The organism is Curvibacter sp. T50 (assembly GCF_057219955.1).
In genome coordinates, this window is sequence record NZ_JBXVVU010000001.1 from 937,439 (window position 1) to 959,923 (window position 22,485).

General features: G+C 64.5%; 26 protein-coding genes. 16 read left to right on the forward strand and 10 right to left on the reverse strand.

The features are described from left to right. Nucleotides 1-224 precede the first annotated feature (224 nt). A complete protein-coding gene (locus tag AC2EBU_RS04455) occupies nucleotides 225-989 on the forward strand; it encodes a Hachiman antiphage defense system protein HamA (RefSeq protein ID WP_484609161.1) in 765 nt (254 codons plus the stop codon). Further along, nucleotides 989-4,507 (forward strand): DEAD/DEAH box helicase, encoded by a 3,519-nt coding sequence (locus AC2EBU_RS04460; RefSeq protein WP_484609162.1) that lies wholly within the window; start codon nucleotides 989-991, stop codon nucleotides 4,505-4,507. The genes AC2EBU_RS04455 and AC2EBU_RS04460 overlap by 1 nt, the downstream gene beginning before the upstream one ends. 259 nt (nucleotides 4,508-4,766) lie before the next feature. On the opposite strand, the gene AC2EBU_RS04465 is transcribed toward AC2EBU_RS04460, so the two are convergent. The 7 genes from AC2EBU_RS04465 to AC2EBU_RS04495 all read right to left on the reverse strand — a co-directional run bounded on the left by AC2EBU_RS04465 (nucleotide 4,767) and on the right by AC2EBU_RS04495 (nucleotide 9,018). Then, the gene (locus AC2EBU_RS04465) at nucleotides 4,767-4,958 is read right to left on the reverse strand and encodes a hypothetical protein (protein ID WP_484609163.1); all 192 of its coding nucleotides are present in this window, start codon (nucleotides 4,956-4,958) and stop codon (nucleotides 4,767-4,769) included. Between the two features lie 107 nt (nucleotides 4,959-5,065). After that, nucleotides 5,066-5,866 (reverse strand): amino acid ABC transporter permease, encoded by an 801-nt coding sequence (locus AC2EBU_RS04470; protein WP_484609164.1) that lies wholly within the window; start codon nucleotides 5,864-5,866, stop codon nucleotides 5,066-5,068. Continuing rightward, the gene (locus tag AC2EBU_RS04475) at nucleotides 5,863-6,525 is read right to left on the reverse strand and encodes an amino acid ABC transporter permease (RefSeq protein WP_484609165.1); all 663 of its coding nucleotides are present in this window, start codon (nucleotides 6,523-6,525) and stop codon (nucleotides 5,863-5,865) included. Before AC2EBU_RS04475 ends, AC2EBU_RS04470 begins: the two co-directional genes overlap by 4 nt. A 7-nt stretch (nucleotides 6,526-6,532) precedes the next feature. Beyond that, on the reverse strand, nucleotides 6,533-7,435 hold the full coding sequence (locus AC2EBU_RS04480; protein WP_484609166.1) for a glutamate ABC transporter substrate-binding protein: 903 nt from the start codon (nucleotides 7,433-7,435) through the stop codon (nucleotides 6,533-6,535). Between the two features lie 123 nt (nucleotides 7,436-7,558). After that, nucleotides 7,559-7,828 carry a type II toxin-antitoxin system HicB family antitoxin gene (locus AC2EBU_RS04485; protein WP_484609167.1) on the reverse strand — a complete coding sequence of 90 codons (270 nt, stop codon included), beginning with the start codon at nucleotides 7,826-7,828 and terminating at the stop codon, nucleotides 7,559-7,561. 5 nt (nucleotides 7,829-7,833) lie between these two features. Next, nucleotides 7,834-8,154 carry a helix-turn-helix domain-containing transcriptional regulator gene (locus AC2EBU_RS04490; protein ID WP_484609168.1) on the reverse strand — a complete coding sequence of 107 codons (321 nt, stop codon included), beginning with the start codon at nucleotides 8,152-8,154 and terminating at the stop codon, nucleotides 7,834-7,836. A gap of 144 nt (nucleotides 8,155-8,298) precedes the next feature. Continuing rightward, complete coding sequence (locus AC2EBU_RS04495) at nucleotides 8,299-9,018, reverse strand: GntR family transcriptional regulator (RefSeq protein WP_484609169.1); 720 nt, start codon at nucleotides 9,016-9,018, stop codon at nucleotides 8,299-8,301. 62 nt (nucleotides 9,019-9,080) lie between these two features. On the opposite strand from AC2EBU_RS04495, the gene AC2EBU_RS04500 reads away from it, so the two are divergent. Genes AC2EBU_RS04500 through AC2EBU_RS04515 form a run of 4 tightly spaced genes read left to right on the forward strand, consistent with a single transcriptional unit; the run spans nucleotide 9,081 to nucleotide 12,683 of the window. Beyond that, nucleotides 9,081-10,487 carry a Rieske 2Fe-2S domain-containing protein gene (locus AC2EBU_RS04500; RefSeq protein WP_484609170.1) on the forward strand — a complete coding sequence of 469 codons (1,407 nt, stop codon included), beginning with the start codon at nucleotides 9,081-9,083 and terminating at the stop codon, nucleotides 10,485-10,487. Further along, entirely contained in the window at nucleotides 10,484-11,998 is a 1,515-nt protein-coding gene (locus AC2EBU_RS04505) for a type I glutamate--ammonia ligase (RefSeq protein ID WP_484609171.1), read from the forward strand. The genes AC2EBU_RS04500 and AC2EBU_RS04505 overlap by 4 nt, the downstream gene beginning before the upstream one ends. A 26-nt stretch (nucleotides 11,999-12,024) precedes the next feature. Next, the gene (locus AC2EBU_RS04510) at nucleotides 12,025-12,360 is read left to right on the forward strand and encodes a 2Fe-2S iron-sulfur cluster-binding protein (RefSeq protein WP_484609172.1); all 336 of its coding nucleotides are present in this window, start codon (nucleotides 12,025-12,027) and stop codon (nucleotides 12,358-12,360) included. Nucleotides 12,361-12,380: 20 nt separating this feature from the next. Next, entirely contained in the window at nucleotides 12,381-12,683 is a 303-nt protein-coding gene (locus AC2EBU_RS04515) for an antibiotic biosynthesis monooxygenase family protein (RefSeq protein WP_484609173.1), read from the forward strand. Between the two features lie 20 nt (nucleotides 12,684-12,703). Here AC2EBU_RS04515 and AC2EBU_RS04520 read toward each other — a convergent pair whose 3' ends face one another. Both AC2EBU_RS04520 and AC2EBU_RS04525 read right to left on the reverse strand, forming a co-directional pair. Next, complete coding sequence (locus AC2EBU_RS04520; protein WP_484609174.1) at nucleotides 12,704-13,360, reverse strand: YiaD family glycine zipper/OmpA-like lipoprotein; 657 nt, start codon at nucleotides 13,358-13,360, stop codon at nucleotides 12,704-12,706. Between the two features lie 52 nt (nucleotides 13,361-13,412). Then, complete coding sequence (locus tag AC2EBU_RS04525; RefSeq protein WP_484609175.1) at nucleotides 13,413-13,895, reverse strand: MarR family winged helix-turn-helix transcriptional regulator; 483 nt, start codon at nucleotides 13,893-13,895, stop codon at nucleotides 13,413-13,415. Between the two features lie 212 nt (nucleotides 13,896-14,107). Here AC2EBU_RS04525 and AC2EBU_RS04530 point away from each other — a divergent pair, with 212 nt between their 5' ends. From AC2EBU_RS04530 to AC2EBU_RS04575, 10 genes are all read left to right on the forward strand, one after another. Then, on the forward strand, nucleotides 14,108-14,815 hold the full coding sequence (locus tag AC2EBU_RS04530) for a fumarylacetoacetate hydrolase family protein (protein ID WP_484609176.1): 708 nt from the start codon (nucleotides 14,108-14,110) through the stop codon (nucleotides 14,813-14,815). Nucleotides 14,816-14,903: 88 nt separating this feature from the next. Next, entirely contained in the window at nucleotides 14,904-15,386 is a 483-nt protein-coding gene (locus AC2EBU_RS04535) for a TRAP transporter small permease (RefSeq protein WP_484609177.1), read from the forward strand. Then, complete coding sequence (locus tag AC2EBU_RS04540) at nucleotides 15,383-16,705, forward strand: TRAP transporter large permease (protein ID WP_484609178.1); 1,323 nt, start codon at nucleotides 15,383-15,385, stop codon at nucleotides 16,703-16,705. The genes AC2EBU_RS04535 and AC2EBU_RS04540 overlap by 4 nt, the downstream gene beginning before the upstream one ends. 76 nt (nucleotides 16,706-16,781) lie before the next feature. Further along, complete coding sequence (locus tag AC2EBU_RS04545) at nucleotides 16,782-17,861, forward strand: TRAP transporter substrate-binding protein (protein WP_484609179.1); 1,080 nt, start codon at nucleotides 16,782-16,784, stop codon at nucleotides 17,859-17,861. 69 nt (nucleotides 17,862-17,930) lie between these two features. After that, nucleotides 17,931-18,476, forward strand: a complete 546-nt coding sequence (locus AC2EBU_RS04550) for an NUDIX hydrolase (protein ID WP_484609180.1) — start codon at nucleotides 17,931-17,933, stop codon at nucleotides 18,474-18,476. Between the two features lie 175 nt (nucleotides 18,477-18,651). Then, nucleotides 18,652-19,509, forward strand: coding sequence for an esterase/lipase family protein (locus AC2EBU_RS04555; protein ID WP_484609181.1), 858 nt, complete (start codon nucleotides 18,652-18,654; stop codon nucleotides 19,507-19,509). A 26-nt stretch (nucleotides 19,510-19,535) separates the two neighbouring features. Continuing rightward, entirely contained in the window at nucleotides 19,536-19,856 is a 321-nt protein-coding gene (locus AC2EBU_RS04560; RefSeq protein ID WP_484609182.1) for a hypothetical protein, read from the forward strand. A gap of 17 nt (nucleotides 19,857-19,873) precedes the next feature. Then, entirely contained in the window at nucleotides 19,874-20,365 is a 492-nt protein-coding gene (locus AC2EBU_RS04565) for a bactofilin family protein (RefSeq protein WP_484609183.1), read from the forward strand. An 11-nt stretch (nucleotides 20,366-20,376) separates the two neighbouring features. Next, nucleotides 20,377-20,949 carry a bactofilin family protein gene (locus tag AC2EBU_RS04570; RefSeq protein WP_484609184.1) on the forward strand — a complete coding sequence of 191 codons (573 nt, stop codon included), beginning with the start codon at nucleotides 20,377-20,379 and terminating at the stop codon, nucleotides 20,947-20,949. Between the two features lie 486 nt (nucleotides 20,950-21,435). After that, a complete protein-coding gene (locus tag AC2EBU_RS04575) occupies nucleotides 21,436-21,846 on the forward strand; it encodes a bactofilin family protein (RefSeq protein ID WP_484609185.1) in 411 nt (136 codons plus the stop codon). 90 nt (nucleotides 21,847-21,936) lie between these two features. On the opposite strand, the gene ppa is transcribed toward AC2EBU_RS04575, so the two are convergent. Next, nucleotides 21,937-22,479 carry an inorganic diphosphatase gene (gene ppa / locus AC2EBU_RS04580; RefSeq protein WP_484609186.1) on the reverse strand — a complete coding sequence of 181 codons (543 nt, stop codon included), beginning with the start codon at nucleotides 22,477-22,479 and terminating at the stop codon, nucleotides 21,937-21,939. Between the last annotated feature and the right edge of the window lie 6 nt (nucleotides 22,480-22,485).

Sequence of the window (22,485 nt, forward strand, 5' to 3'; positions counted from 1 at the left end):
GAAGTTGGCAAAGGGCGGCTTTCGAGCTGCCTACATGTTGATAGGCATTGCATCCAAACTGCGAAGCTGAGTCCGGAGACCCGGACATCTGGTAAGTTACTGTTGTTTCCCTGAGCCCCACGTGCGCGGCGGCATGGGCCCCGCCCTCATAGTCCATCCGCGCTGCGATCGGAATTGCTGGCCGCGCGGGTGCGAGAGCATTCCATAGTCGAAGGATATATCGCATGACGCGTTTCGCCGAATGGTGCACAGAGGTCGTCGTTGGGTGCGGAGTGCCGCACAGCCACACGATGCTGACCGCGGATACATCAAAGTTTGATGCATCGGTCGCCATCGTGGCAGATGTGATACCTGATCATTTCTTGCCGCCGAGCCGCCTGGCCGAGATGTTCGCTCGCCTGCAGCGGCACGAAGTTGCGGAGTTAATTCAGAACAGACTGCCGGAGAGTGCGCAGATCAAGTCCGGCGATCTCGGCGAGGTGTTGTGCACAACTTTCGTCCGTGAGAAGACGCCGTTTACGCAGGGCATCAAACGCCTACAGTTCAAGGACCACCGCAACATGTCGATGCGAGGTGACGACATGCTGGGCTTCAACCTGAACCCCATTACTGGAAAGCTCACTGTGCTCAAGGCGGAATCCAAGAGCAATGCGGTCATGCCCGCTTCCACCGTGACGACCGCTCGCAAGGCGCTTTCCGGCTTTGGCGAGCTTCCTTCGCCCCATTCAATGGGATTCGTCGCCGACCGGCTGCTTGACCCTGCTGACAAACCTCTGCGTGACGCTATCGACGATGCACTGCTGAAGAAGTCGTTAAAGCCAACGGACGTCACGCATATGTTGTTCGCCTTTACCGGCAACGACACCACCAAGCTGCTAAAAGCCAACTTGAGCGGCTACACAGGAGGAGCGACCCAGCACTATGTCGGGCTGCGGGTCGCCGAGCATCAGAAGTTCATCAAAGCCGTTTTCACGGCCGTGGGGGCTTGATGGCATCCACACTCGAGGAGCTGCGCTCCAATATAAGCGAAGCGGTTGAGGCGGGTTATCGTCAACAGCTACTTGCACGAGGGCAAGCGCGCGGCATGATTTGGCGCGCGGGCGAGCTGCCAATCGATGCGCCGGATTTCAGCCCGCTCCTGTCGGAGGACCTGCTCTCGTTCGGATACTCGCTGCTGCTCCATGGCTTGCGGTATCTCGATCTGGACGGCGACTTCGCGACTGCACGACAAGCTTTCGAGGTTGCGGCGGAGTCCATCGAGGCGGTCGTTGCCCGAGGGGCGCCGGATGAGACGCGGGATTTCCACCGCCTGGTCGCAGGCTGCGCGTACCACCTGGGGCGGTTCTCTGCGCGCTCCTACTCACTCCTGAGATCGGATTTCGAGCAAGCCAACCTGTCTGTCGTTGAGAGATGCCTCGCACAGCTGGTGCTGCGCGACCTTGCCGGGGTGAACCGTGCGGTCTCTGGCTGGTTCGAGTCCGGCGCCGGTTCCGACGAGACCGTCATTGCTGCGCTGGATCCCCTTTTCGGAGTAGACGGGCAGGGGGATGCCCTGGAAGACGGCGAAGGTGTGGCTGAGGCCCTCTTGCTTGGCTTGGAGGGCAACTTCATGTCGGCGATGTCGCAGACGCTGCTCGCTCTGGAGCGGGGCGAACAGCAACTCATCGGCGAAGCGCAGGCGCGTCTCAGACAGGGCCTGGCCGTTGCGGGGGACATGAACTTCGTCGGCCAGTGGTGGGTGCATCGCTTGGCGCTGTACATCGTCGACAGCCTTTGGTCCAGCAGCTTTCACGCGATCCTGCCCATGTCCGGTCCCGATGGTGCACCAATCGGCGATTGGGTATCGTTGCGCAAGCTGTTCATCAGCTCGCTGCACTGCCGAGGTCGGTCGGAGATTGAGCTCTGGCCGTCTCAGATTGAAGCGGCGAAGCGTGTGCTGGAGTACGACGCCAATCTTGTGCTGTCACTGCCTACAAGCGCGGGAAAGACGCGCATCGCAGAGCTATGCATCCTCGCGTGTCTGGCGGCTGGCAAGCGAGTCGTTTTCGTGACGCCCTTGCGTGCGCTGTCTGCCCAAACAGAGGTCTCGCTGCGCCGCACGTTTGGCGCGCTCGGCAAAAGCGTCTCAAGCCTCTATGGCAGCATCGGTGCCAGCAGTAGCGATGTCGACACGCTCAAGTCGCGCGACATCGTGGTGTCGACGCCCGAAAAGCTCGATTTCGCCCTTCGGAGCGACCCGACGCTCTTGGACGATGTGGGGTTGGTGGTCCTTGACGAAGGCCACATGATCGGGCTCGGCGAGCGGGAGGTGCGCTACGAAGCACAGATTCAGCGGCTGCTTCGGAGACCTGACGCAGCTTCCCGGCGCATCGTCTGCCTTTCCGCCATCCTGCCTGATGGTGACCAGCTCGCTGACTTCACCGCTTGGCTCACCGCCGACCGGCCCGATGGACTCATCAAGAACGGTTGGCGTCCAACGCGGCTTCGATTTGGTGAAGTTGACTGGAACCCCGAGTCCAAGGTCGCGCAGTTGAACGTGGTGGTGGGGGACGAGCATCCGTTCATTCCCAAGTTTGTCGTCGGCAAGAGGACATCCAATCGCGCAAACGCGGCGATAGTCCCCGGATCGCAGACCGACCTGTGCATTTTCACGGCGTGGCGTCTGATTGAAGATGGTCAGTCGGTGCTGGTCTTCTGTCCGATCCGCGCGTCGGTCATGCCATTCGCCAAGCGCATCATCAAACTAAGCACCGGGGGACTGCTCCCGCCGATCATTACGCCTCCGGCCTCCGCTATCGCGTCCGCTTTGGCCGTCGGGGCCGAGTGGTTTGGTCCGGATCACGACATTTTGAAGTGCCTTCACATGGGCGTGGCGGTCCACCATGGCGAGTTGCCCACCCAGTTCCGCAAGGAAGTGGAGCACTTGCTCAGAGAAGGGATTTTGAAGCTCACGGTGTCGTCACCGACCCTCGCCCAGGGTCTCAACCTGGCGGCCACCAGCCTCATCTTTCACGGGCATTTCAGGCATGGCGAGGCGATCGACGAGTCGGAGTTCCGAAATGTTGTCGGTCGGGCTGGCCGCGCCTATGTCGACATTGAAGGTTTGGTGCTCTACCCGATGTTCGACGAGCATAACAAGCGCCGAGAAGCATGGAAGGGGCTCATTCGCGGCGATAAACGCCGTGAGATGGAGAGCGGCATCCTGCGTCTGCTTTCCTGGTTACTCGTACGCATGGCGAAGAAGCTCGGAACTACTGACGTCGCTACCTTGGTGACATATGTGGCGGGGCAAAGTGCTTGGAGTTTCGCGGCGGTGCCTGGCGAACGTGCAAGGTTGGCAGAGGCTGCAGCCGCCGATTGGCCGCGTCATCTCATGAGCCTGGACACTGCCATATTCAGCTTGCTTGGGGACGCACAAGTTAGCGATGAAGAGCTCGAGTCAAAACTCGATGAGGTGCTGACGTCATCGCTGCTGATGCGCCGGCTTGCTCGAAAGAGCGAGGGTGTTCAAAAGGCGCTTCTCGCTGGTTTGAAGGCCCGCGCCAAGCTGATATGGACCAGTTCCACAGCGGCGCAACGGCGCGGCTATTTTCTCGCCGGAGTTGGCCTTGAGACAGGGCAGAAGCTCGATGAAAAGGCCGACGAGCTTGAGTCCTTGCTGCTCAGGGCGAATACAACAATAGACGGCGGACAGACCGATGAAGCCGTGCAGGCGATCATCACTTTCGCGGAGATTGCCTTCGAGATCACCCCGTTCAGGCCGAGATCGTTGCCCCTCGATTGGCGAAATTTCTTGGATAGGTGGCTGAGGGGCGCGCCGGTCACCGAGCTGGGGGATGAAGATGCTGACGAGGCGATATCCCTCATCGAGCATGCATTCGTCTACAACTTGCCGTGGGCAATGGAAGCCGTGCGGGTTCGCGCGCAAGCCCACGCGCCTGTAGAGGATCCATTCGACATGGACGTCGACCTGCAGCCGAGTTTGGGCAGCGGCAGCGCCGTTGCTGCAGTCGAGACGGGAACGTTGTCCATCCCGGCTGCAGTGCTGATCAAGGCCGGTTTCGCGTCAAGGCTTGGCGCCATCAGCGCGGTGGTCTCGACAAGCGCAAATTTTGACGATGGCAGGGGCCTACGGGCTTGGCTTGCCTCAGACACCGTGCGGGCTTGGAGCGTCATACCCTCCTGGCCGACCGAAAACTCGCACGCGCTGTGGAAGGAGTTCACTGCTCCGCACGGAGCAGGCAACGTAGTACCGTGGACCACAACGGCGTACACCGGACCGGTTAAGTGGAACGGTGGCGTGCCGATACCACCCGGGATGCCCCTGCGCATCGCCGGCTCCGGGCCGAAGGCCGGCGTGATCTACAGCAGCGACTACCGAGAGTTGGGCAGAGTTCGTTATTCCTTCAGTCAGACGGCCGTCGGCCTCACAGTGGCAACGTCGAACGGCACGGCAGACCAGTTCTCGTTCGAGTACACCGGACCGAATGACCTGATTCCGTCCTGATGTACTCGCGTCGGATCTAGGCGCTGGCGCTTGCGGCCATCAATTAGCCGTGAGTAGCTAAGCTTCAAAGGCGCCATTTGCCCCGGCTTAACCTGTCGGTGCAGCTAGAGTTGCATACGAGCCTTTGAGTCGTAACGCATAAGGCCACCGATGGGAGGGGCACACTCGCGAATCTCGCCGGCCGCACCGGGTCGATACGTGCCGGCCAACCCGTTCCGCCCAATCTCCACTTCCGCTTTGGACCTGCCGGCCTTTTCGGCTACCCTCGATCGACCGCCCCCCGACGACGCAGATCGACGTCGAGAGGATGGCCCACCAGCGAGAGGACGGCGTCTTTGCTCCAAACGAAGCTCCCCTCGGCGTTGATCTGCTTGGGGTCTTTGCCCTCGCTGCGCATGCCGTCGAACATGCGTCGGCGCTGCGGCGAGAGAGTCTGAGCCGAAGGGGTCATGATCGCGCTCCTGTCGAAAAACGAGGCCAATGGCCTCATTCGCCAACATGAAGACGGTGCAATGTTTACCCTCCATCAGGGGCGTTTGGCCGCCAGGCGACCCACCCTCAATACACCGGCCGCCCCAGCCTGTGGCTCGCCCGTGAGATGGCATAGTTCACCAGGCAATACAGCACCGCCACCATCAGGTACACCGGCACGAGCGAGCGGTAGTTGGCGATGAGCACCTTGGCGTTCTGCATCAGTTCGCCGTAGGTGACCACATAGCCGAACGTGGTGTCCTTGACCACGATGACCAGTTGGGCCACCAGGGCCGGGACGATGTAGCGGAAGGCCTGGGGGAAGACGATCAACGCGAACACTTGGGCCTGGCTGAGGCCCAGCGCGCGGGCCGCATCGGTCTGGCCGCGGGGAACGGCGAGCACGCCTGCGCGGTACACCTCGGCCACCACGGCGGCGGTGCTGAGGCCGACGGGCAAGGTAAGCATCCAGTAGGCACTGAGCTTGATGCCGACGGAGGGCAGCACCAGAAAGCACACATAGATGAGCAGCAGCGTGGGCACGCCGCGCAGGAATTCGATGACGGCCACCGCGGGCCAGCGCACGATCCGCGACGGTGAGAGGCGGCCGACCAGCAGCACCAGGCCCAGCACGAGCGCGATGACGGCCGCTGCGGCCGCGGAGGCCAGCGTGCCGAGCAGGCCTTTGCCGAGAAAGGCCCAGGTGGTCTGCCAGGCGAAGAATTCCCACAGCCGTCCGGCGAACTGCCCCGCATCATGAAAGCGGTACACGATGGCCGCGACAAGCGCCAGCAGCGCCGCCGCGACGCTCACGCTCACGACGCGGGTGATGGCCTGTGCCTTGTGGGTCAGGTCACCGAAGAGAACGTCTTCCAGGGCGCGGCTCATCGCAGGATGCGGACCTTCCGGTCCAGGGTGGCGCCCGCCCAGGCGATGACCAGGCCAGAGGCCAGGTACATCGCCGCCGCCACGGCGAAGGCGGCGATGCCGGCGGCGGAGTCGTTGGCGATCTTGGCCACCAGCGCCGTGAGCTCCTTGCCGGGCAGGGGCACCTGGGATGCCAGCGCCGTCGAGAGCATCAGCGCGATGAGCAGCGAAGTCATGGGCTGCACCACCGAACGCAGCGCCTGCGGCAGCACCACCGAGGTGATGACGGTCATGGGCCGCATGCCCAGGCTGCGCGCCGCGTCGATCTGCCCGCCACCGACGGTGTTGATGCCCGTGCGCAGGTAGTCTGCCGTGAAGGCAGAGCACACCAGGCACAGGGTCAGGATGACGCTCGGCTCATAGTCGATCACGACGTTGAGATCGGGCAGCGCGAACACGATGAAGATCAGCAGCGCCACGCTGGGGATGTTGCGAAAGACCTCGACGTACAGGGTCAAGACGATTCGAAGCGGCCGCAGCGGCAGCAAGCGTGCCACCGTGATGACGATGCCCAGCGCGAAGCCGGCCACGAAGGACAGCACCGTGAGCTTCCAGGTGAGCAAAAGGGCCTGCACGAAGGCAGGCCCGTACTCGGCCCAGAGCGGCGACACGCTCCCCATCGTCGACTTACTGAACGGCCGGCGGCGTGGGAACGTTGGTGCTGCCGGTGCGCTGGCCGATGCTCACCGTCCACAGCTTGGCCCAGGTGCCATCGGCCTGGATCTTCTTCAGAAAGGCATTGACAAACGCCACACCGTCCGAACCCTTGGGCAGACCGATGCCATACGGGTCTTGCGGCCCGAACGGCGCACCCGCGAGTTGCGCCTCGCCGGTGCCTTGGCTCAGCACATTGAGCAGCAGGGTGTAGTCGGTCACGTAGGCTTCCACACGGCCCTGGCGCAGGGCATCGAGGGCTTCCTGGTGCGTCTGGAATTCCTGCACGGTGGCCTTGGGCGCAAACTGCGCCAGGATGGCGGGGCCGGTCGATCCGGCCTGGGTGGCGGTCCGCTTGCCGGCGAGATCGTTGTAGGACTGGATCGCCTTGTTGCTGGACTTGACCAGCACGCCGGCCTGCGAGCTGTAGTACGGCCCGGCAAAGGAAATCTTCTCGGCGCGCGCCGGGGTGATGGAATACGTCGCCAGCACCATGTCCACCTGGTCGTTGATGAGCACCTGCTCGCGCGTGGACGAAGTCACCTGCGTGAATTTGTACTTGGACCCATCGCCCAGGATGTAGCGGGTGAGCATCTGGGCCAGGCCCGCATCGAAGCCGCGGATCTTGCCGTCCTTCTCGTTGAGCTGCGAGAACAGGTTCGAGGTCTGCGTGGCACCCAGGCGCAGCGTGTCGGCCTGCTTGATCTTGCTGGCCCATTTGTTGGCGGCAATGGTCGCAGCGTCGGCGACCGGCCCCTGCGCGACCAGCGCGTCAAACGCCGCCGCGTTGATGGGGGTGCCTTGCGCATAGGCTGACGCACCGGCGGCGACGGCAAATGCAAGCACGGTGGTCTTCAGCATGGATGAAATGGACATATGGTTTCTCTCGGTTGGTGAGTCACGCCAAGAATGAATAGCAGTCCTGCGGGGGCTGCACATCAGACGGATGGCCTGCCTGCAGGACAAAGACGGGTGCGCGGCGCAGCGGGGGGCGCGCCGTCAGGTGCGTGCTGTGTCTGGCTTCACCAAGGCCCACAGCCAGCCCTTGAACTCGGGATGGGCCGCGCGCAGCGTTTCGATGGGGGATGGCCGGGGAATGTCCTGCCCGGCGTCCAGCGTGGCTTCGATCCATCCGGTGATGGCTGCTTCGGCCTGCGTCATGGCGTCTTCCAGCGTGTCCCCCGCCGAAAAGCAGCCCGGCAGATCAGGCACGACCACGCCCCAGGCCGTGGCGTCGGTTCCGGGTTCAATGGCGATGGGGTAGCGCATGGGGTTCAGGCGGCCACAGAGTGCGCAGTCAGGCGGACCTGCAGCTTTTCGCGCACCGCCGCAAAGATAGCGGCCAGGTTGTCCATGCTGGGGTTGCCGGTGGGCGACAGCATCCGGTGCAGACTCTTGCTGGGTTTGGCGGTCAGCGTTGCGAGTTGCTCGAAACCCAAGGTCGCGTTCACCAGGTCCCGCAGGATCAGGCGCGCGGTCTCGGGCTCGCCGTTGAGGAACAGCGTCGCGGCCTCATCCAGGAGTGCCTGTGCAAATGCCGGGTCACTCTGGACGCGCTGGATGACGGTTTCTTTGTTGCTTCTGGTCAGTGCCATGGTCTTACCCCTTGTGAAATGAAGCCAACAACGCCCAACCCAAAATAATATCGATTCAATAGCAAACTATGACCATTCCACGCTGGGTAATGGCCATTTTCATGCATATTCCGCCCCCAAACCCGAATGTGGGGCCCTTCCCCGCTACCCCACCACCAGCCGGATCCCCGGCATCACCTGCTCCGCCTGCGCGCGGCGCTCCAGGGCCAGGCGCATGTTCATCTGGGCGACTTCGGTGTGTTCCACCGCCAGGTTCTGGGCACGGGTGCCTTCGCCGCGCTGGAGCGCATCGAACAGCATGTGGTGCTGGCGGTGGGCGTAGAGCATCCAGTCCCGGTCCAGCGCCACGGTGCCCTGCATGGGCAGCATGGCGGACGCTGGGGCGAAGGGCAGTTTGTCGTTCAGCGCCACGGCGCGCTGCAGGGCGCGGTTGCCGCAGGCGTCCAGGATCAGCGCGTGAAAGCGGTCGTTCATGCCGGCGTAGGCGGCGTAGCTTTCCAGCGTGAGCGGGTTGTCGGCCAGCAGGCGGTCGCCCGCCTCCAGGCAGGCCTGCAGGTCGCCCTGCAGCTGGCGCGACACGCCGTGCTCGGCCACCAGGCGCGCGGCCATGCCTTCCAGGTGGCCGCGCACGGCAATGGCATCGGCCACTTCTCGCGGGGTGAACTGGCGCACCAGGTATTTGCCGGTGTCGCTGGCTTCGATCAGGCCCTCCTGCTCCAGCGTGACGAGGGCGCTGCGCACCGGCGTGCGCGAGGCGCCCAGGCGCTCGGCCAGTTGCTGCTCCGCCAGGCGCTGGCCGGGCTCGAACGTGCCGCGCAGGATCAGGTCGCGCAGCTGCATCAACACGGTTTCTTGCAGGTTCATGGGGCGAACTGTACACTGGCTGCACATTTCGGTATACCGTTTTTGATTGACAGGACACCATCATGAAAGCCGAGCACAACGAACTTCTCACCCGCGTCGGGCCGGGCACGCCGGGCGGCACGCTGCTGCGCCACTATTGGCAGCCGGTGGCGCTGCTGGACGAGTTTGACCCGGCGTTGGACCCGCGCATGGCGGTGCGGCCGGTGAAGGCGGTGCGGGTGCTGGGGCAGGATCTCGTGCTGTTTCGCAATGCCGACGGCAGCTTTGGCCTGCTGGACCGCGACTGCCCGCACCGCGGCGCAGACCTGAGCTTTGGCCGGCACGAGGGCGACGGCCTGCGCTGCCCGTTTCACGGCTGGAAGTTTGACGCTGGCGGCCAGTGCACCGACACCCCGGGCGAGCCCACCGGCAGCACGCTGTGCCAGCGGGTGCGCCAGCGCAGCTACCCGCTGGTGGAAAAGGCGGGTGTGCTGTTCGGCTGGTTCGGGCCCGAGGGCAGCACGGCGCCGCCCTTCCCGGCGCTGGACTGCTTCACCGCGCCGGCCAGCCACAGTTTTGCCTTCAAGGGGCTGTGGCACTGCAACTGGCTGCAGGCGTTTGAGGTGGGCATCGACCCGGCGCATGCGTCGTTTCTGCACCGGTTTTTCAACGACGAATCGCTGGACGAGAGCTACGGCCGCCAGTTTCGCGGCGCCAGCCTGGGCGAGCTGGACGGCCAGCGCCTGCCGATGACCAAGGTGATGCGCGAATTTGACCAGCCGGACATCTCGTTCGAGTCCATGCCCTGGGGCCTGCGGCTGACGGCGCTGCGCCGCATCAGCGAAACCATCACCCACGTGCGGGTGACGAACGCGCTGTTTCCGCAGACCTTTGTGATTCCGCTGTCGGAAACCATGACCATCACCCAGATGCATGTGCCGGTGGACGACACCCGCAACTACTGGTATGCCTTTTTCACCAGCTTTGCCGAGCCGGTGGACAAGACCACCATGCGCAACCAGCGGCTGGAAGCCGTCACCCTGCCCGACTACATCCCCAAAATGGGCCGCCACAACCACTGGGGCTTCAGCGCGGAAGAGCAGATCTCGCGCACCTACCTGGGCATGGGCGAGAGCGACATCAACGTGCACGACCAGTGGGCCTGCGAAAGCATGGGCGCCATCCAGGACCGCACCCGCGAGCACCTGGGCACCACCGACAAGGTGATCATGGCCAACCGCCGCCAGCTGATGAAAGCCATTGAATCCGTGCAGGCCGGCGGCCCGGCCCCCGGCCTGGCCGACCCGGCCGTGGCCGCGCAGCGGGTGGGCCCGGACACGGTGGACGGCATCGCCCCGGTGGCGGGCTGGGCCCAGTGGTGGCGCGACGCCGTCAGCGCCAAACGCGCCGGGGCGCCCTGGCCAGGCGCGGCCGATGTGCCGGCGCCTGCACCCGCAGCACCCGCCACGGTGGCCGGGAGCCCGGCGTGAGTGCTGACGGCGGCGCGCCCACGGGGCCGGCCAGCTTCGCCCACCGCTGCGGCCAGTGGAGCGCCGGGCGCGAGGTGGCGGCGCTGGAGACCGCGCGGCGCATCCACGACAGCGGCGTGGAGCTGGTGCGGGTGGGCTGGTGCGACACCCACGGCGTGCTGCGCGGCAAGACGCTGACCGCCCGCGCGGCCATCCGCGCGCTGCACGAGGGGGTGGGCCTGGTCAGCACCCTGCTGCTGAAGGACACGTCCGACCGCACCGCGTTCAAGGTGTTCGAGCCCGGCGGCGCGGACGAGCTGCCCGGCTTTGCCTTTGCCAGTAACCTGATCCTGCTGCCCGACCCGGCCAGCTTCACCCTGCTGCCCTGGGCGCCCGGCACCGGCTGGCTGCGCGGCCAGCCGTGGTTTCAGGACGGCACACCGGTGCCCTACGACACCCGCCGGGTGCTGCAGCTGGCGCTGGCGCGGTTGGCCGGCCAGGGCTTTGGCCTGACCTGCGGGCTGGAAGTGGAATTTCACATCTACCGCCTGAAGGACGGCGCCCATGGGCCGGACCTGGACCCCGATCTGTCCGCCTGGCCGGGGCTGCCGCCGGCCGTGAGCCTGATCCACCCCGGCTACAACCTGCTGGCCGAGGGCTGGATCGACCTGGCGGACGAGCCGCTGCGCATCGTGCAGCGCACGGCGCAGGCGCTGGGCCTGCCGCTGCAGTCGCTGGAGATCGAACTCGGCCCCAGCCAGGTGGAGGCGGTGTTCGACGCCACCGACGCCCTCACCGCCGCCGACAACATGGTGCTGTTTCGCAACGGGGTGCGCCAGGCGCTGCGCCGCGCCGGCTACCACGCCAGCTTCATGTGCCGCCCGCCCTTCCCCGGCATCATGTCCAGCGGCTGGCACCTGCACCAGTCGGTGTCGCGGCAGGCCGATGGCAGCAACGCCTTTGTGCGCGCCGCGCCGGCGCCGGGCACCACGCCCGCCGACGCCACGCACACGCTGTCCGACACCGGCGCAGCCTGGCTGGGCGGCCTGCTGGCCCACGCCCAAGGCATGACAGTGCTGTGCACACCCACGGCCAACGGCTTCGGGCGCTTTCGGCCCAACGCGCTGGCACCGCAGGCGGTGGTGTGGGGGCGCGACAACCGCGGCGCGATGCTGCGCGTGGTGGGCGGCGCGGGCGACGGCGCCACCCGCATCGAAAACCGCATCGGCGAGCCGGCGGCCAATCCGTACCTGTACATGGCCGCACAGATCCACGCCGGGCTGGACGGCCTGGCGCGCGGCCTGCTGCCGCCCCCCGCCACCGAGGCGCCTTACGCACTGGACGCCGAACGCATCCCCACCCACCTGCCCGACGCGCTGGCCGCGTTGCAGGCCGACGACGCGCTGGCGGGCGGCCTGGGCGCGGACGTGGTGCGCTGGTTCAGCCGCGTGAAACAATCGGAACACCAGCGCCACGCCCAGGCCGAAGACAAGGCCGATTTCGAGCGGCGCGAGTACTTCAGCCGGTTCTGAGCCCGTTCCACCCCCGTCACCGCACCATGATTACTCTTCATTTCATAGCAAACAATGACCCGACGGCGCTGGGTAGTTCCAGTTTTCCTTCAAAACCCGGCCGCAGCCTGATGCAGGCGGCCCAAAGCGGCGGTGTGGAGGGCATTGCGGCCGACTGCGGCGGCTGCCTGACCTGCGCCACCTGCCATGTGGTGGTGCGCGAGCCCTGGGCCAGCCAGCTGCCGCCACCCGCCGCGGACGAGCTGGCCATGCTGGAGTTCACCGCCGTGCCCCGCCAGCCGGGCAGCCGCCTGTCCTGCCAGATCCCGCTGACCGACGCGCTGGACGGGCTGACGGTAGACTTGCCGGCCACCCAATACTGAGCCCGACGCGGGAATACACCATGATTCTGGAAATCGCCGACATCCGTATCCAGCCCGGCCAGCAGGCCGCCTTCGAGCAAGCCATCCAGCGCGGGCTGGACACCGTGATCCGCTCGGCCACCGGGTTTCAGGGCGCCAAGGTGAACCGCGGCATCGAATCGCCCGAGCGCTATGTGCTGCAGATTCTCTGGGCCACGCTGGAAGACCACACGGTGGGCTTTCGCCAGTCACCCGCCTTTGCCGAGTGGCGGGCCATCGTCGGGCCGTTTTTTGCCGCCCCGCCGCAGGTGGAGCATTTCGAGCTGGTGACCAAGGTCAGCTGAGCGCCGACCGGGCGCAGCGGTCAGTAGCGCGTCGCCGGGGCGCGTTCCGCAAGGAAGATTTCGACCCGGCGGTTGCGGGCGCGGCCGGATTCCGACGCGTTGTCGGCCACCGGCTCGCGCGCACCCCGTCCGTCGATCGCCACCCGGCGGGAATCGACGCCCCGGCTGCCCAGGTAGTTGCGCACGCTGGCGGCGCGATTGACCGACAGCGGGTCGTTGATGGCATCGGTGCCGGTGCTGTCGGTATGGCCGACGATGCGGATCTCCAGGCTGGGCTGATCGGACAGCCCCTGGGCAAACGCGTTCAGGACCGGCTGCAACGCCGGCTTGATGTCGGCGCGGCCGACGTCAAAGGAGACGTCACTGGGTACGTGCAGCTTGAGCTGGTTGTCCGCCGTCTGGGTCACGGTAACACCGGTGCCCGCTGTCGCTCGCTCCATGGCCGCGCGCTTTTCCTGCATGTTGCGGGACCAGACATATCCCCCTGCCGCGCCCAGCCCGGCGCCGATCAGCGCACCTTGCTTGCTGTCACCGATGGCCGCGCCCGCCAGGGCACCGATTCCCGCACCAATGGCGGCATGGCGCTGCGTTTCCGTCATGTTGGCACAGCCGGCCAACACCGCCACCGACACGGCCAGCGCGCTGACGCGCCGGATACGGCTTCCGAATTTTTCCATAACGCCTCCTTGCAAAAAATGTCCGTCAGGCCATCGTGGCCCGCCCGCCAGCTTAACTGCTTGCGCCGGCACCGTCATCTGCGGCAGCGCCGGCCCGCCCTGGATCCTCTTGCAGCAAGCGCTCCAGCAGCCGCAGGAGACTGGCCTGCTCCTGCGGTGACAGCGGCGCCAACATCACGGCCTGCGCACGGGCCACGACCGGCTGCATGGCCAGGGCCAGTCGTTCGCCTTCGGGTGTGAGCCACAGCAGCTTGCGGCGACGATCTCCGGGGTCGGCCTGGCGCCGCACCCACCCCTTGGCTTCCAGACGACCGATCACCGAGCCCGAGGTCGCTGCATCGAATGCCACACGCCCCGCCAAGGTGACCTGGTCCACACCGGGTCGGTCCATCAGGGCATTGAGAATGGCAAATTGCACCGGGGTGACATCGAATCCGGTCGTTTGTTCGGCAAACACCGCCACGGCCAGTTGATGGGCGCGACGGATCAGGTGGCCCGGTGCCTGCTCGAAGGGAAACGGCCGTTCAGCGCTCATGACGGCGCAAGTGTAGCGGCCGGCTTGTTCGGGAACCGACGCACCCGCCACCCCGGTCCATCGTGATGCAGGCGCCCGTTGCCAAGACCAGCCATAACGAACAGGGATATCAGCAAGGGCCCTATGCATCTTTCGTCAGTGCGCGGACATGGCACACTGCAAGGGCAAACAGCCGCGCCCGGCTGGACAAGCCCTTCAGGAGCCCTGGTCCCATGAGCACAGAAACCCTCTTCGCGCCCCCGCCGCCCGTGACGGCTGCCATCGTGGGGCACCGCGCCCGTTTTCCGGTTCACCGCATCTACTGTGTCGGGCGCAACTACGAAGAACACGCCAAGGAGATGGGCTTTACCGGCCGCGAACCCCCATTCTTTTTCCTCAAGCCTGCGGACGCCCTGGTGCCGCTGGAGGCGGGGCAGACGGGTTCGATCCCCTACCCGAGCCTGACGAAGAATCTTCATCACGAAATAGAACTGGTGGTCGCCATCGGCCGTGGCGGTCGCGACATCCCGGCCGCGGACGCGCTGTCGCATGTGTACGGCTTTGCCGTGGGCCTGGACATGACCCGTCGCGATCTTCAGAACGACATGAAAAAGCAGGGGCGGCCCTGGTGCATCGGCAAGGCGTTTGACCAGTCCGCGCCCATGGGCCCGATCCAACCCGCCGACGGCGTCGGCGACATCACCCGGGCCAGCATCAGCTTGACGGTCAACGGACAGTTGCGTCAACGCAGCACGATCGACAAGCTGATCTGGAACATTGCGGAAACCATCGAACATCTTTCGGCGGCGTGGACACTGCAGCCCGGCGACCTGATATTCACCGGCACCCCGGAAGGAGTCGGTGCGGTGGTTCCCGGCGACTTGCTAGTCGGCAGTATTGATGGTCTGGCGACGTTGGCCGTGCGAATCGATGGCGCTTGATGCCGGGTCGTGGCTACCGATGCATGCACAATAATGCAATAATCGATTTCGCATGAAATAACTCGTTTACCTATTCGAAACGGCGACCATGAATCTGTTGACACCTCTTGCGAAGGCTTGTGCGATCCTGGCGGGAGTCCTTTTGACGTTCATCACCTTGATGACCTGCGTCAGCCTGATCGGGCGCAACACCATCGGCCAGACGCTTGTCGGCGATTTCGAATTGACCGGTGTGGCCGCCGGTGCAGCCATTTCGCTGTTTCTGCCGTGGTGCCAGATTCGACGAGGCCACATCATCGTGGACTTCTTCACGGCCAAAGCCAGTGAGGGCACCCGCAACGGCCTTGACCGCATCGGTCTGCTCTGTACCGCCCTGCTGTTCGGGGTTCTGGCCTGGCGCACCGGCATCGGGGGCTGGGATGCCTGGGAAACAAAATCGGGGACCATGATGCTGGGCTTTCCCGAGTGGCTGGTGTATCTCGTCATGACCCCAGCGCTTGCGCTGACCACGGTGATTGCCCTCTGGCAGGCCGCCATCGGTCATACCGCGTCCCTGGAGCATCCGGCATGAGCTCCATACAACTGACCCTGCTCATATTTGCCGTCATGCTGGGCTGCATGGCGCTGCGGGTGCCGATTGCCGTGAGCATGTTTGCCGCAGGCTTTATCGGCTATGTGCTCCAGGCGGGCTGGATGCCGCTGGCCAATTTTCTCAACGGCCATGTCTATGCGCGTCTGGCGAGTTTTGACCTGTCGGTGATCCCGCTGTTCATTCTCATGGGCAATTTCGCCACCCAGGGCGGCATCTCCAAAGCACTGTTCGAGGTCGCCAGCGCACTGATGGGGCGATTCCGTGGTGGCCTGGCGATGGCATCCGTCGTCGCCAGCGCAGCCTTCGGCTCGATTTGCGGCTCGTCGGTGGCCACCGCCGCGACGGTGACGTCGGTGGCACTGCCCGAGATGCGTCGGCATGGATATTCCGGCCGCCTGTCCACCGGTACGCTGGCTGCCGGCGGCACGCTGGGCATCCTGATACCGCCGTCGGTGCCCCTGGTGATCTACGCGATCCTGACCGAGCAGAACATTGCCAAGTTGTTTGCGGCAGCGATGATTCCCGGCATCATCGCCATGCTGGGCTACATCGCGGCAATTGCCGTGTATGTACGTCTGGTTCCCGGTCAGGCACCTGACCATGACACCGAACCACCCCCCGCCCTGACCGGTGCGGCGCTGCTGGGTGTGGTTCCGATCGCCCTGGTCTTCGCGCTGGTCTTCGGAGGCATCTACGGCGGGCTGTTCTCCCCGACCGAGGGGGCCGCCGTCGGCGCCGCCGCCACCTTTGTGGCGGCGCTGCTCAAGCGCGAACTGACCTGGGACAAGTTGAAGCAGTGCTTTTACTCGACCGCGGAAAGTGCCGCGATGATTTTTCTGATCTTCATCGGCGCCGACCTGATGAACTCGGCCCTGGCCCTGACCCAGGTACCGACCCAACTGGCCGAGGCGGTCGGCTCCTGGGGGCTGTCTCCCTGGACCGTCATCGCCATGGTTCTGCTGCTGTACATCATGCTTGGGTTCATCATGGATGAGCTGTCGGTGCTGCTGCTGACCATTCCGATCTTTTTCCCCATGATCATGGCGCTCGACTTCGGCATGCCGCAGGAGTCGGTGGCGATCTGGTTTGGCATTCTGGTCCTGATGACCGTGGGTTTCGGGCTGTTGTCCCCGCCGGTCGGCTTGAACGTCTATGTGGTCAACGGACTGGCACGAACGGTACCGATTGCAGAGAGCTACCGCGGGGTTCTGCCCTTCCTTGTCAGCGATCTGCTGCGTCTGGTTCTGATCTTCGTGTTCCCGCCGGTTGCCCTGTGGCTGGTGGGCATTCTGACCTGAGCTGCGGGTAAGCCCGATCTCCCAATTTCAACCGTCTGCGTTAACTTCCTGTCAACACCAACCCGGAGACTTCTTCATGATCCAACGACGCACCCTCTTGCAATCGACCGCTGCGGTGGCCCTTGGCGCCCCCGCCCTGACCGGTTTTGCCCAGCAGACGGTCACCCTGAAGTTCCACACCTTCATGGCACCGCTGTCCAACGTCTGGCTGAACATGCATAAAGCCTGGATGAACAAGGTGGAGAAGGATTCCGGCGGCCGGATCAAATTCGAGGCGTACCCCGCCATGCAACTGGGCGGCACGCCGCCCCAGCTCTACGACCAGGCCAAGGATGGCGTTGTCGATATCGTCTGGACCTTGCCTGGCAATACCGCCGGACGCTTCCCCCGGATCGAGGTGTTTGAGCTTCCCTTCATGATGAACAATGCGGAGGCAACCTCCAAGGCCTATTGGGAGTACGTGCAGACCGTGGCCCCCGACGAATTCAAGGACACCCATGTGCTCGCGCTGCAAGTCCACGGGCCCGGTATGTTCCACACCAAAACCCGGCAAATCAAGACGGCAGATGATCTCAAGGGTCTGAAAATGCGCGGGCCGACCCGCCAGATCACGAAGATGCTGGGCTACCTGGGCGCCACTCCGGTCGGCATGCCGCTGCCGGGCATTCCCGATGCCCTGTCCAAGGGCACCATCGACGGCGCGGTGATCCCGTGGGAGGTCGTGCCCTCCGTCAAGGTCAACGAACTCACCAAGTTTCACAGCGAGTTCGACCCCGCAGGTGGCGCGCTCTACACCACCACCTTCGTGATGGCAATGAACAAGGCCAAGTACAACAGCCTTCCACCGGACCTGAAGAAAGTCATCGACGCCAATTCGGGCCTTGAAACGTCGGGCTGGCTTGGCAAAACGCAGCAGGAGGGCGACATCGCCGGCCGCAAGTCGGCCACGGACCGCAACAACACGGTCTACACCATTCCTCCGGCAGACGCCCAGGAGTTCCGCCGCAAAGCCCGCCTGGTGGAAGTGGAGTGGATGGAAGACATGAACAAGCGCGGCTTTGACGGGCGCAAGCTCCTCGACACGGCCCGTTCGCTGATCGAAAAACACGGCAAGTCCGCAGCGGCACCGGCCAAGGCGCCCGCCAAGAAGGGCTGACCCCACATTCGGCATCGGCTCGGGGCTTCCCATGGAAGCCCCGTTTCGTTTCGGCCTACACTCCGGTGCATGATGGGCCGCTCGATCAAACATTGCCGCGCCTGCGGCGCCGCTGTCACGTATCGCCTGCCGGACGACGGGGATACCCGGGAGCGGGCGATCTGTACGGTCTGCCAGACGGTCCACTACGAGAACCCGCTCAATGTGGTTGGCACCGTGCCGTACCTGGGCGAACGGATCCTGCTGTGCAAGCGCAATATCGAACCCCGATGGGGGAAATGGACGCTTCCCGCCGGTTTCATGGAACTCGGCGAGACCACGTCCCAAGGCGCGGCGCGGGAAACGCAGGAAGAGTCTGGCGCCACATTCGAACTGGAGTCGCTTTTTTCGGTACTCAGCGTTCCGCGTGTGGGGCAGGTCCACCTTTTCTACCGTGCGCGACTGCTGCACGACCGCTTCGACCCGGGGCACGAAACCCAGGAGGCGCGGTTGTTCAGCGAGGCGGAAATCCCGTGGGACGAGATCGCTTTCCGGACGGTGAAGGAAACCCTGGAGCGGTACTTTTCGGATCGCCGCCGCGGCCAGTTTGGCGTCCATACGGTTGACATTGCCTGAGCCCCCAGAGCCTTTCGCGCCTGGACGGGGGGACACGCCCAGTCGCGCTGGCGACGGATTTGAAGGGGGAATACTCTAATCCGGCCGCCCCGGCGCGAATCGGTGCAGGGGACTGCTACCGTACGCGGTTGTCCCCTTCTCTGATTCCGGGCTTTGTGCCGTGGAACCGTAATTCATGGCAAGCATTCGACCCCGATCCGCCGCTCCCGCCAAACCGAAACAGCCGGCGCCTGCGCCGTCCGAAACCGATCACAAGGATCAGCGCCATGACGGGCCGCCACCCAGTCCACTGCTTCTGGCCTTGGAACTGCGTGCCTTCTGGGAACTCGGACTGATTTTCCCGACCTGGCCCCTGCTGCAGCGCGCGCCCGCGGGCGACGGACACAGCGTGATTGTTTTTCCCGGCCTGTCCGCAAGCGACGGCTCAACCATTCCGCTGCGCAACTATCTTTTGACCCGGGGATATCGCGTCAGTGGCTGGAACCAGGGCCACAACTTCGGCCCGCGCGCAGGTGTACTGGAAGCCGCGTCGCTGCAGATTCTGGAAACCTACCAGGCGGCTGGCAAGCGAAAAGTCAGCCTGATCGGCTGGAGTCTGGGTGGCATCTATGCACGCGAGTTGGCAAAACTGCACCCGGAGCTGGTCCGCAGTGTGATCACGCTGGGTACCCCGTTCTCGGGCGCCCCGCAAAGCACCAACGCGTGGCGCCTGTTTCGGCTCACCAGCGGCCGGGATATCCGGACCGAGACGAACCGTTTCGACTTGCCCACCGCACCGCCGGTGCCAACGACCAGCATTTTTTCGCGCTCGGATGGCATCGTGGCATGGCAAGGCAGCATCCAGAGGCCCTGCATCCAGCAGCCGCAGACGGAAAACATCGAAGTCATCGCCAGCCACCTCGGCATCGGAATGAACCCCAGTTCCTTTTGGGCCGTCGCCGATCGGCTGGCACAGCCGGAAGGGGCGTGGCAGCCGTTCGACCGCAGGGCCGGCGCACTGCGAGGACTGATATTTCCGGACCCCGACCGGTGAACCGCCGCGCCTACAATGGCGCCCTGATGGACGATACCGCCCGCTTCTTCACCAGCACCATCGTCGGTCCGCCGCGCAGCATGGTCATGGGCCGGCGAATCACTGCTGCGCGGATGGAAATCGCCGGTGTGGAAGTGGATCTGCGGCAGGGGACCCATCGACTGGGTGACGCCTGGCGCGAGGATGTATTGATACTTCCTGCCGACGACCCCTGGCAGATCGGGCGGCCCCAGCCCCACAGAAACGGCTTGCAACGCTGGTTGCGCAGCCACTCCCTGTTCCTGGCTTTGTCGGGGTGGACCGGCCTGCTCGCCCTGGCCGGATACCTAGTGGCGCGCCAGTTCTGAGCTGAACGGACGAAACGATGGGCCCCCAGGACACGCTGACCATAGATCCCATTGCGATGAATGTCGTCAGCCGCATTGCGTCCGGCTGCCGAGTCGATGGCCATAATGTCTTCGAAGGTGGCCTGCTGGTTCAGGGCGAACTGGGCGGAAGCAGCGAAATCCGCGGTCGCCTGATCGTATGGAAAGACGCGGTTGTGACCGGACGGATCCGAGTGCTGGGCGACCTGTACCTGTTCGGACAACTGGGTCAATCCGACGCCGCCGCCGGCGAAACGGTTCTGCATTGCCATGGCACGGCGTGGGTCGCCAGTACCGGTGTTTCGACCGGTACCCTGCATGCCCAGCGCCTGCAACTGTACGAGGGGGCAGACCTCCAGGGGCCTTTCCATACCTTGCCACGGTCCATGGCACTGCCGGTGCTTGATGATCGTCCCGCTGACCCCCGCTCCGTGGCCTCGACCCCACCCACAGCGCATCCGAAAAGCCGCGCGAACGCGCCCACATCATGAGGAAACCTGCGATGAAGGAAACAGCCCCCGCCGCCCATGAAGCGGAGACACCGTTCGAGCCCTACCCTGCGGACGGATCGTCCGAGCCCTTTGGAGCTGACGCCACCCCCACCGAAGGCCTTGCTGTCGACCTGGGCTCAGCCATGCCGTCTGCGGTCGCCTCGCGGCTGCCGATGCTCAGTCCGCAGACTCAAGGCGTCGCCACCGAATCGTCGGACGACAGCGGGCGTCACAGCCGCATCGCCGCCGGAATTGCCTTCAAAGGCAACGCGACCCTTCAGGGTCCGATGAGCATCAGTGGCCGGTTCGAGGGCAACATCGCACAGGCCACAGGTTGCCAGGTCAGCGTCGTCATTGCCGAGGAAGGCGAAGTCCGGGGTGACATTCGGGCCGACAAGGTCTCCGTGATGGGGCTTGTCGATGGGCTGATCGATGCGGGCGCCGGACAGGTTTCCCTGCATGACGGGTCCAGCGTCAGCGGTCACGTGCGCTACGGCCGCATTCAGGTCAATGGTGCTGACCTGAATGCCACGCTGGAACGCGTCGGCGGGCCGTCGACGGGATCGCGCCGGAGCAGCAACTGACGGTTCGCCCGTGTTTCGCCGGACCAGCCCCCCGCCAGGCCCCGCCGGCCTGGTGCCAGACCCTGACGCTTTGCGCCAGGCCGCACTGCGAGCCAGTTGGGCCAGGGACCGGAAGGTTCGTCAGCGCCGTATCGCCTGGCGATGGCTTCTGTGGGCGCTGGCGCGATATGTCCTGCCGGCAACTGGAGTCATCACTGTGATTGCCGTGGTGGTGCACCAGTTGGGATGGTGGCATGGTCCCGAATTGCCGCCATGGTTCCGGAAGGACCAGGCGCCGCAGCAATCGCAACCGGCAACAACCGGTTCGAATGCGCTGCCGCCCTTGGCTCGCGATTCTTTTGGTACCATGCCTTTGAAAATCGATTCCCGGCTCGGCCCGGGCCCCGCCTCTGCCACAGTGCCCGATCGGGTATCTGCGACGGTGGCGGAAGAACCGGCCCGACTAAGAGCGGCACCGACCCTGCTGACGAACAAGGAACCCTGACGATGTCCCGCAACGAACCCGCATCCACCCGCCTCGTCCCTGCCGACCGGCTGACCGCCATCAACAGCCTCCTGGCCGAGGGTGCCGTGTTTGAAGGATCGTTCCATACCGCCAAAGACCAGGGCATCAAAGTCGATGGACTGCTCAAAGGCGGCATCAGCTTCGAGCAAGGGGGAACGATCCACGTCGGCGCGACCGGCCAGATTGAGAACACGACCCTCGAAGCCGATTACATCTTCATCGAAGGCAAAGTCACCGGTACCATCGTGGCGCGCAAAGCCCTTGAAATCGCCGGATCGGCCACCGTCATCGGGGACGCCAGCTACGACGAAAATCTGGACATCCACCCGCGGGCGCGGGTGCGCGGAAAAATCGAATACCGAGGCGATATCGAGGCGCCATCGGCCCGCTGACCGGCGACGCTGCAGGCAGCCCACAAAAAAAGCCCGTGAACGGGCTTTTTTTGCGTCCGACCGGACAGGCGGCCCCGTCCGAAGGGCCTTTTATCCCTCGGGATGAGCCTTCTTGTAATTGGCGATGCCTTCGATGATCTCCTGGTGGGCCGATTCCGGCCCTTCCCAGCCCAGCACCTTGACCCACTTGCCTGGTTCCAGATCCTTGTAGTGCTCAAAAAAGTGGGCAATGGTCTTCAGGCGGATCGGGCTCAGGTCCTCGGGCTTGAGCCAGCGCGTGTAGAGGGAAAGAATCTTGTTGATCGGCACGGCCAGTACTTTGCCGTCCAGTCCAGCCTCGTCTTCCATTTTCAGGATGCCGATGGCTCGGCATGGCACCACCACGCCGGGAATCAGCGGCACCGGGGTCACCACCAGCACATCCACCGGATCGCCGTCACCCGAAATCGTCTTGGGAACATAGCCGTAGTTGGTCGGGTAGTGCATGGCCGTGCTCATGAAGCGGTCGACAAAAATCGCCCCGGTCGCCTTGTCCACTTCGTACTTGACAGGATCGGCATTCATCGGAATTTCGATGATGACGTTGAAGGATTCGGGAGCGTTGTTGCCCGGGGTGACATTGTCTAGGGACATGAGAAA

Excerpts from the sequence above, each read along its gene's own strand:
- AC2EBU_RS04520 (WP_484609174.1), bottom strand. The coding sequence starts at position 13,360 with ATGGAAAAATTCGGAAGCCGTATCCGGCGCGTCAGCGCGCTGGCCGTG.
- AC2EBU_RS04460 (WP_484609162.1), top strand. The coding sequence starts at position 989 with ATGGCATCCACACTCGAGGAGCTGCGCTCCAATATAAGCGAAGCGGTT.
- AC2EBU_RS04480 (WP_484609166.1), bottom strand. The coding sequence starts at position 7,435 with ATGTCCATTTCATCCATGCTGAAGACCACCGTGCTTGCATTTGCCGTC.
- AC2EBU_RS04575 (WP_484609185.1), top strand. The coding sequence starts at position 21,436 with ATGTCCCGCAACGAACCCGCATCCACCCGCCTCGTCCCTGCCGACCGG.
- AC2EBU_RS04490 (WP_484609168.1), bottom strand. The coding sequence starts at position 8,154 with ATGGCACTGACCAGAAGCAACAAAGAAACCGTCATCCAGCGCGTCCAG.
- AC2EBU_RS04550 (WP_484609180.1), top strand. The coding sequence starts at position 17,931 with ATGATGGGCCGCTCGATCAAACATTGCCGCGCCTGCGGCGCCGCTGTC.
- AC2EBU_RS04555 (WP_484609181.1), top strand. The coding sequence starts at position 18,652 with ATGGCAAGCATTCGACCCCGATCCGCCGCTCCCGCCAAACCGAAACAG.
- AC2EBU_RS04465 (WP_484609163.1), bottom strand. The coding sequence starts at position 4,958 with ATGACCCCTTCGGCTCAGACTCTCTCGCCGCAGCGCCGACGCATGTTC.
- AC2EBU_RS04500 (WP_484609170.1), top strand. The coding sequence starts at position 9,081 with ATGAAAGCCGAGCACAACGAACTTCTCACCCGCGTCGGGCCGGGCACG.
- AC2EBU_RS04495 (WP_484609169.1), bottom strand. The coding sequence starts at position 9,018 with ATGAACCTGCAAGAAACCGTGTTGATGCAGCTGCGCGACCTGATCCTG.
- AC2EBU_RS04540 (WP_484609178.1), top strand. The coding sequence starts at position 15,383 with ATGAGCTCCATACAACTGACCCTGCTCATATTTGCCGTCATGCTGGGC.
- AC2EBU_RS04545 (WP_484609179.1), top strand. The coding sequence starts at position 16,782 with ATGATCCAACGACGCACCCTCTTGCAATCGACCGCTGCGGTGGCCCTT.
- AC2EBU_RS04510 (WP_484609172.1), top strand. The coding sequence starts at position 12,025 with ATGATTACTCTTCATTTCATAGCAAACAATGACCCGACGGCGCTGGGT.
- AC2EBU_RS04485 (WP_484609167.1), bottom strand. The coding sequence starts at position 7,828 with ATGCGCTACCCCATCGCCATTGAACCCGGAACCGACGCCACGGCCTGG.
- AC2EBU_RS04530 (WP_484609176.1), top strand. The coding sequence starts at position 14,108 with ATGAGCACAGAAACCCTCTTCGCGCCCCCGCCGCCCGTGACGGCTGCC.
- AC2EBU_RS04565 (WP_484609183.1), top strand. The coding sequence starts at position 19,874 with ATGGGCCCCCAGGACACGCTGACCATAGATCCCATTGCGATGAATGTC.
- AC2EBU_RS04535 (WP_484609177.1), top strand. The coding sequence starts at position 14,904 with ATGAATCTGTTGACACCTCTTGCGAAGGCTTGTGCGATCCTGGCGGGA.
- AC2EBU_RS04470 (WP_484609164.1), bottom strand. The coding sequence starts at position 5,866 with ATGAGCCGCGCCCTGGAAGACGTTCTCTTCGGTGACCTGACCCACAAG.
- AC2EBU_RS04560 (WP_484609182.1), top strand. The coding sequence starts at position 19,536 with ATGGACGATACCGCCCGCTTCTTCACCAGCACCATCGTCGGTCCGCCG.
- AC2EBU_RS04515 (WP_484609173.1), top strand. The coding sequence starts at position 12,381 with ATGATTCTGGAAATCGCCGACATCCGTATCCAGCCCGGCCAGCAGGCC.
- AC2EBU_RS04570 (WP_484609184.1), top strand. The coding sequence starts at position 20,377 with ATGAAGGAAACAGCCCCCGCCGCCCATGAAGCGGAGACACCGTTCGAG.
- ppa (WP_484609186.1), bottom strand. The coding sequence starts at position 22,479 with ATGTCCCTAGACAATGTCACCCCGGGCAACAACGCTCCCGAATCCTTC.
- AC2EBU_RS04525 (WP_484609175.1), bottom strand. The coding sequence starts at position 13,895 with ATGAGCGCTGAACGGCCGTTTCCCTTCGAGCAGGCACCGGGCCACCTG.
- AC2EBU_RS04455 (WP_484609161.1), top strand. The coding sequence starts at position 225 with ATGACGCGTTTCGCCGAATGGTGCACAGAGGTCGTCGTTGGGTGCGGA.
- AC2EBU_RS04475 (WP_484609165.1), bottom strand. The coding sequence starts at position 6,525 with ATGGGGAGCGTGTCGCCGCTCTGGGCCGAGTACGGGCCTGCCTTCGTG.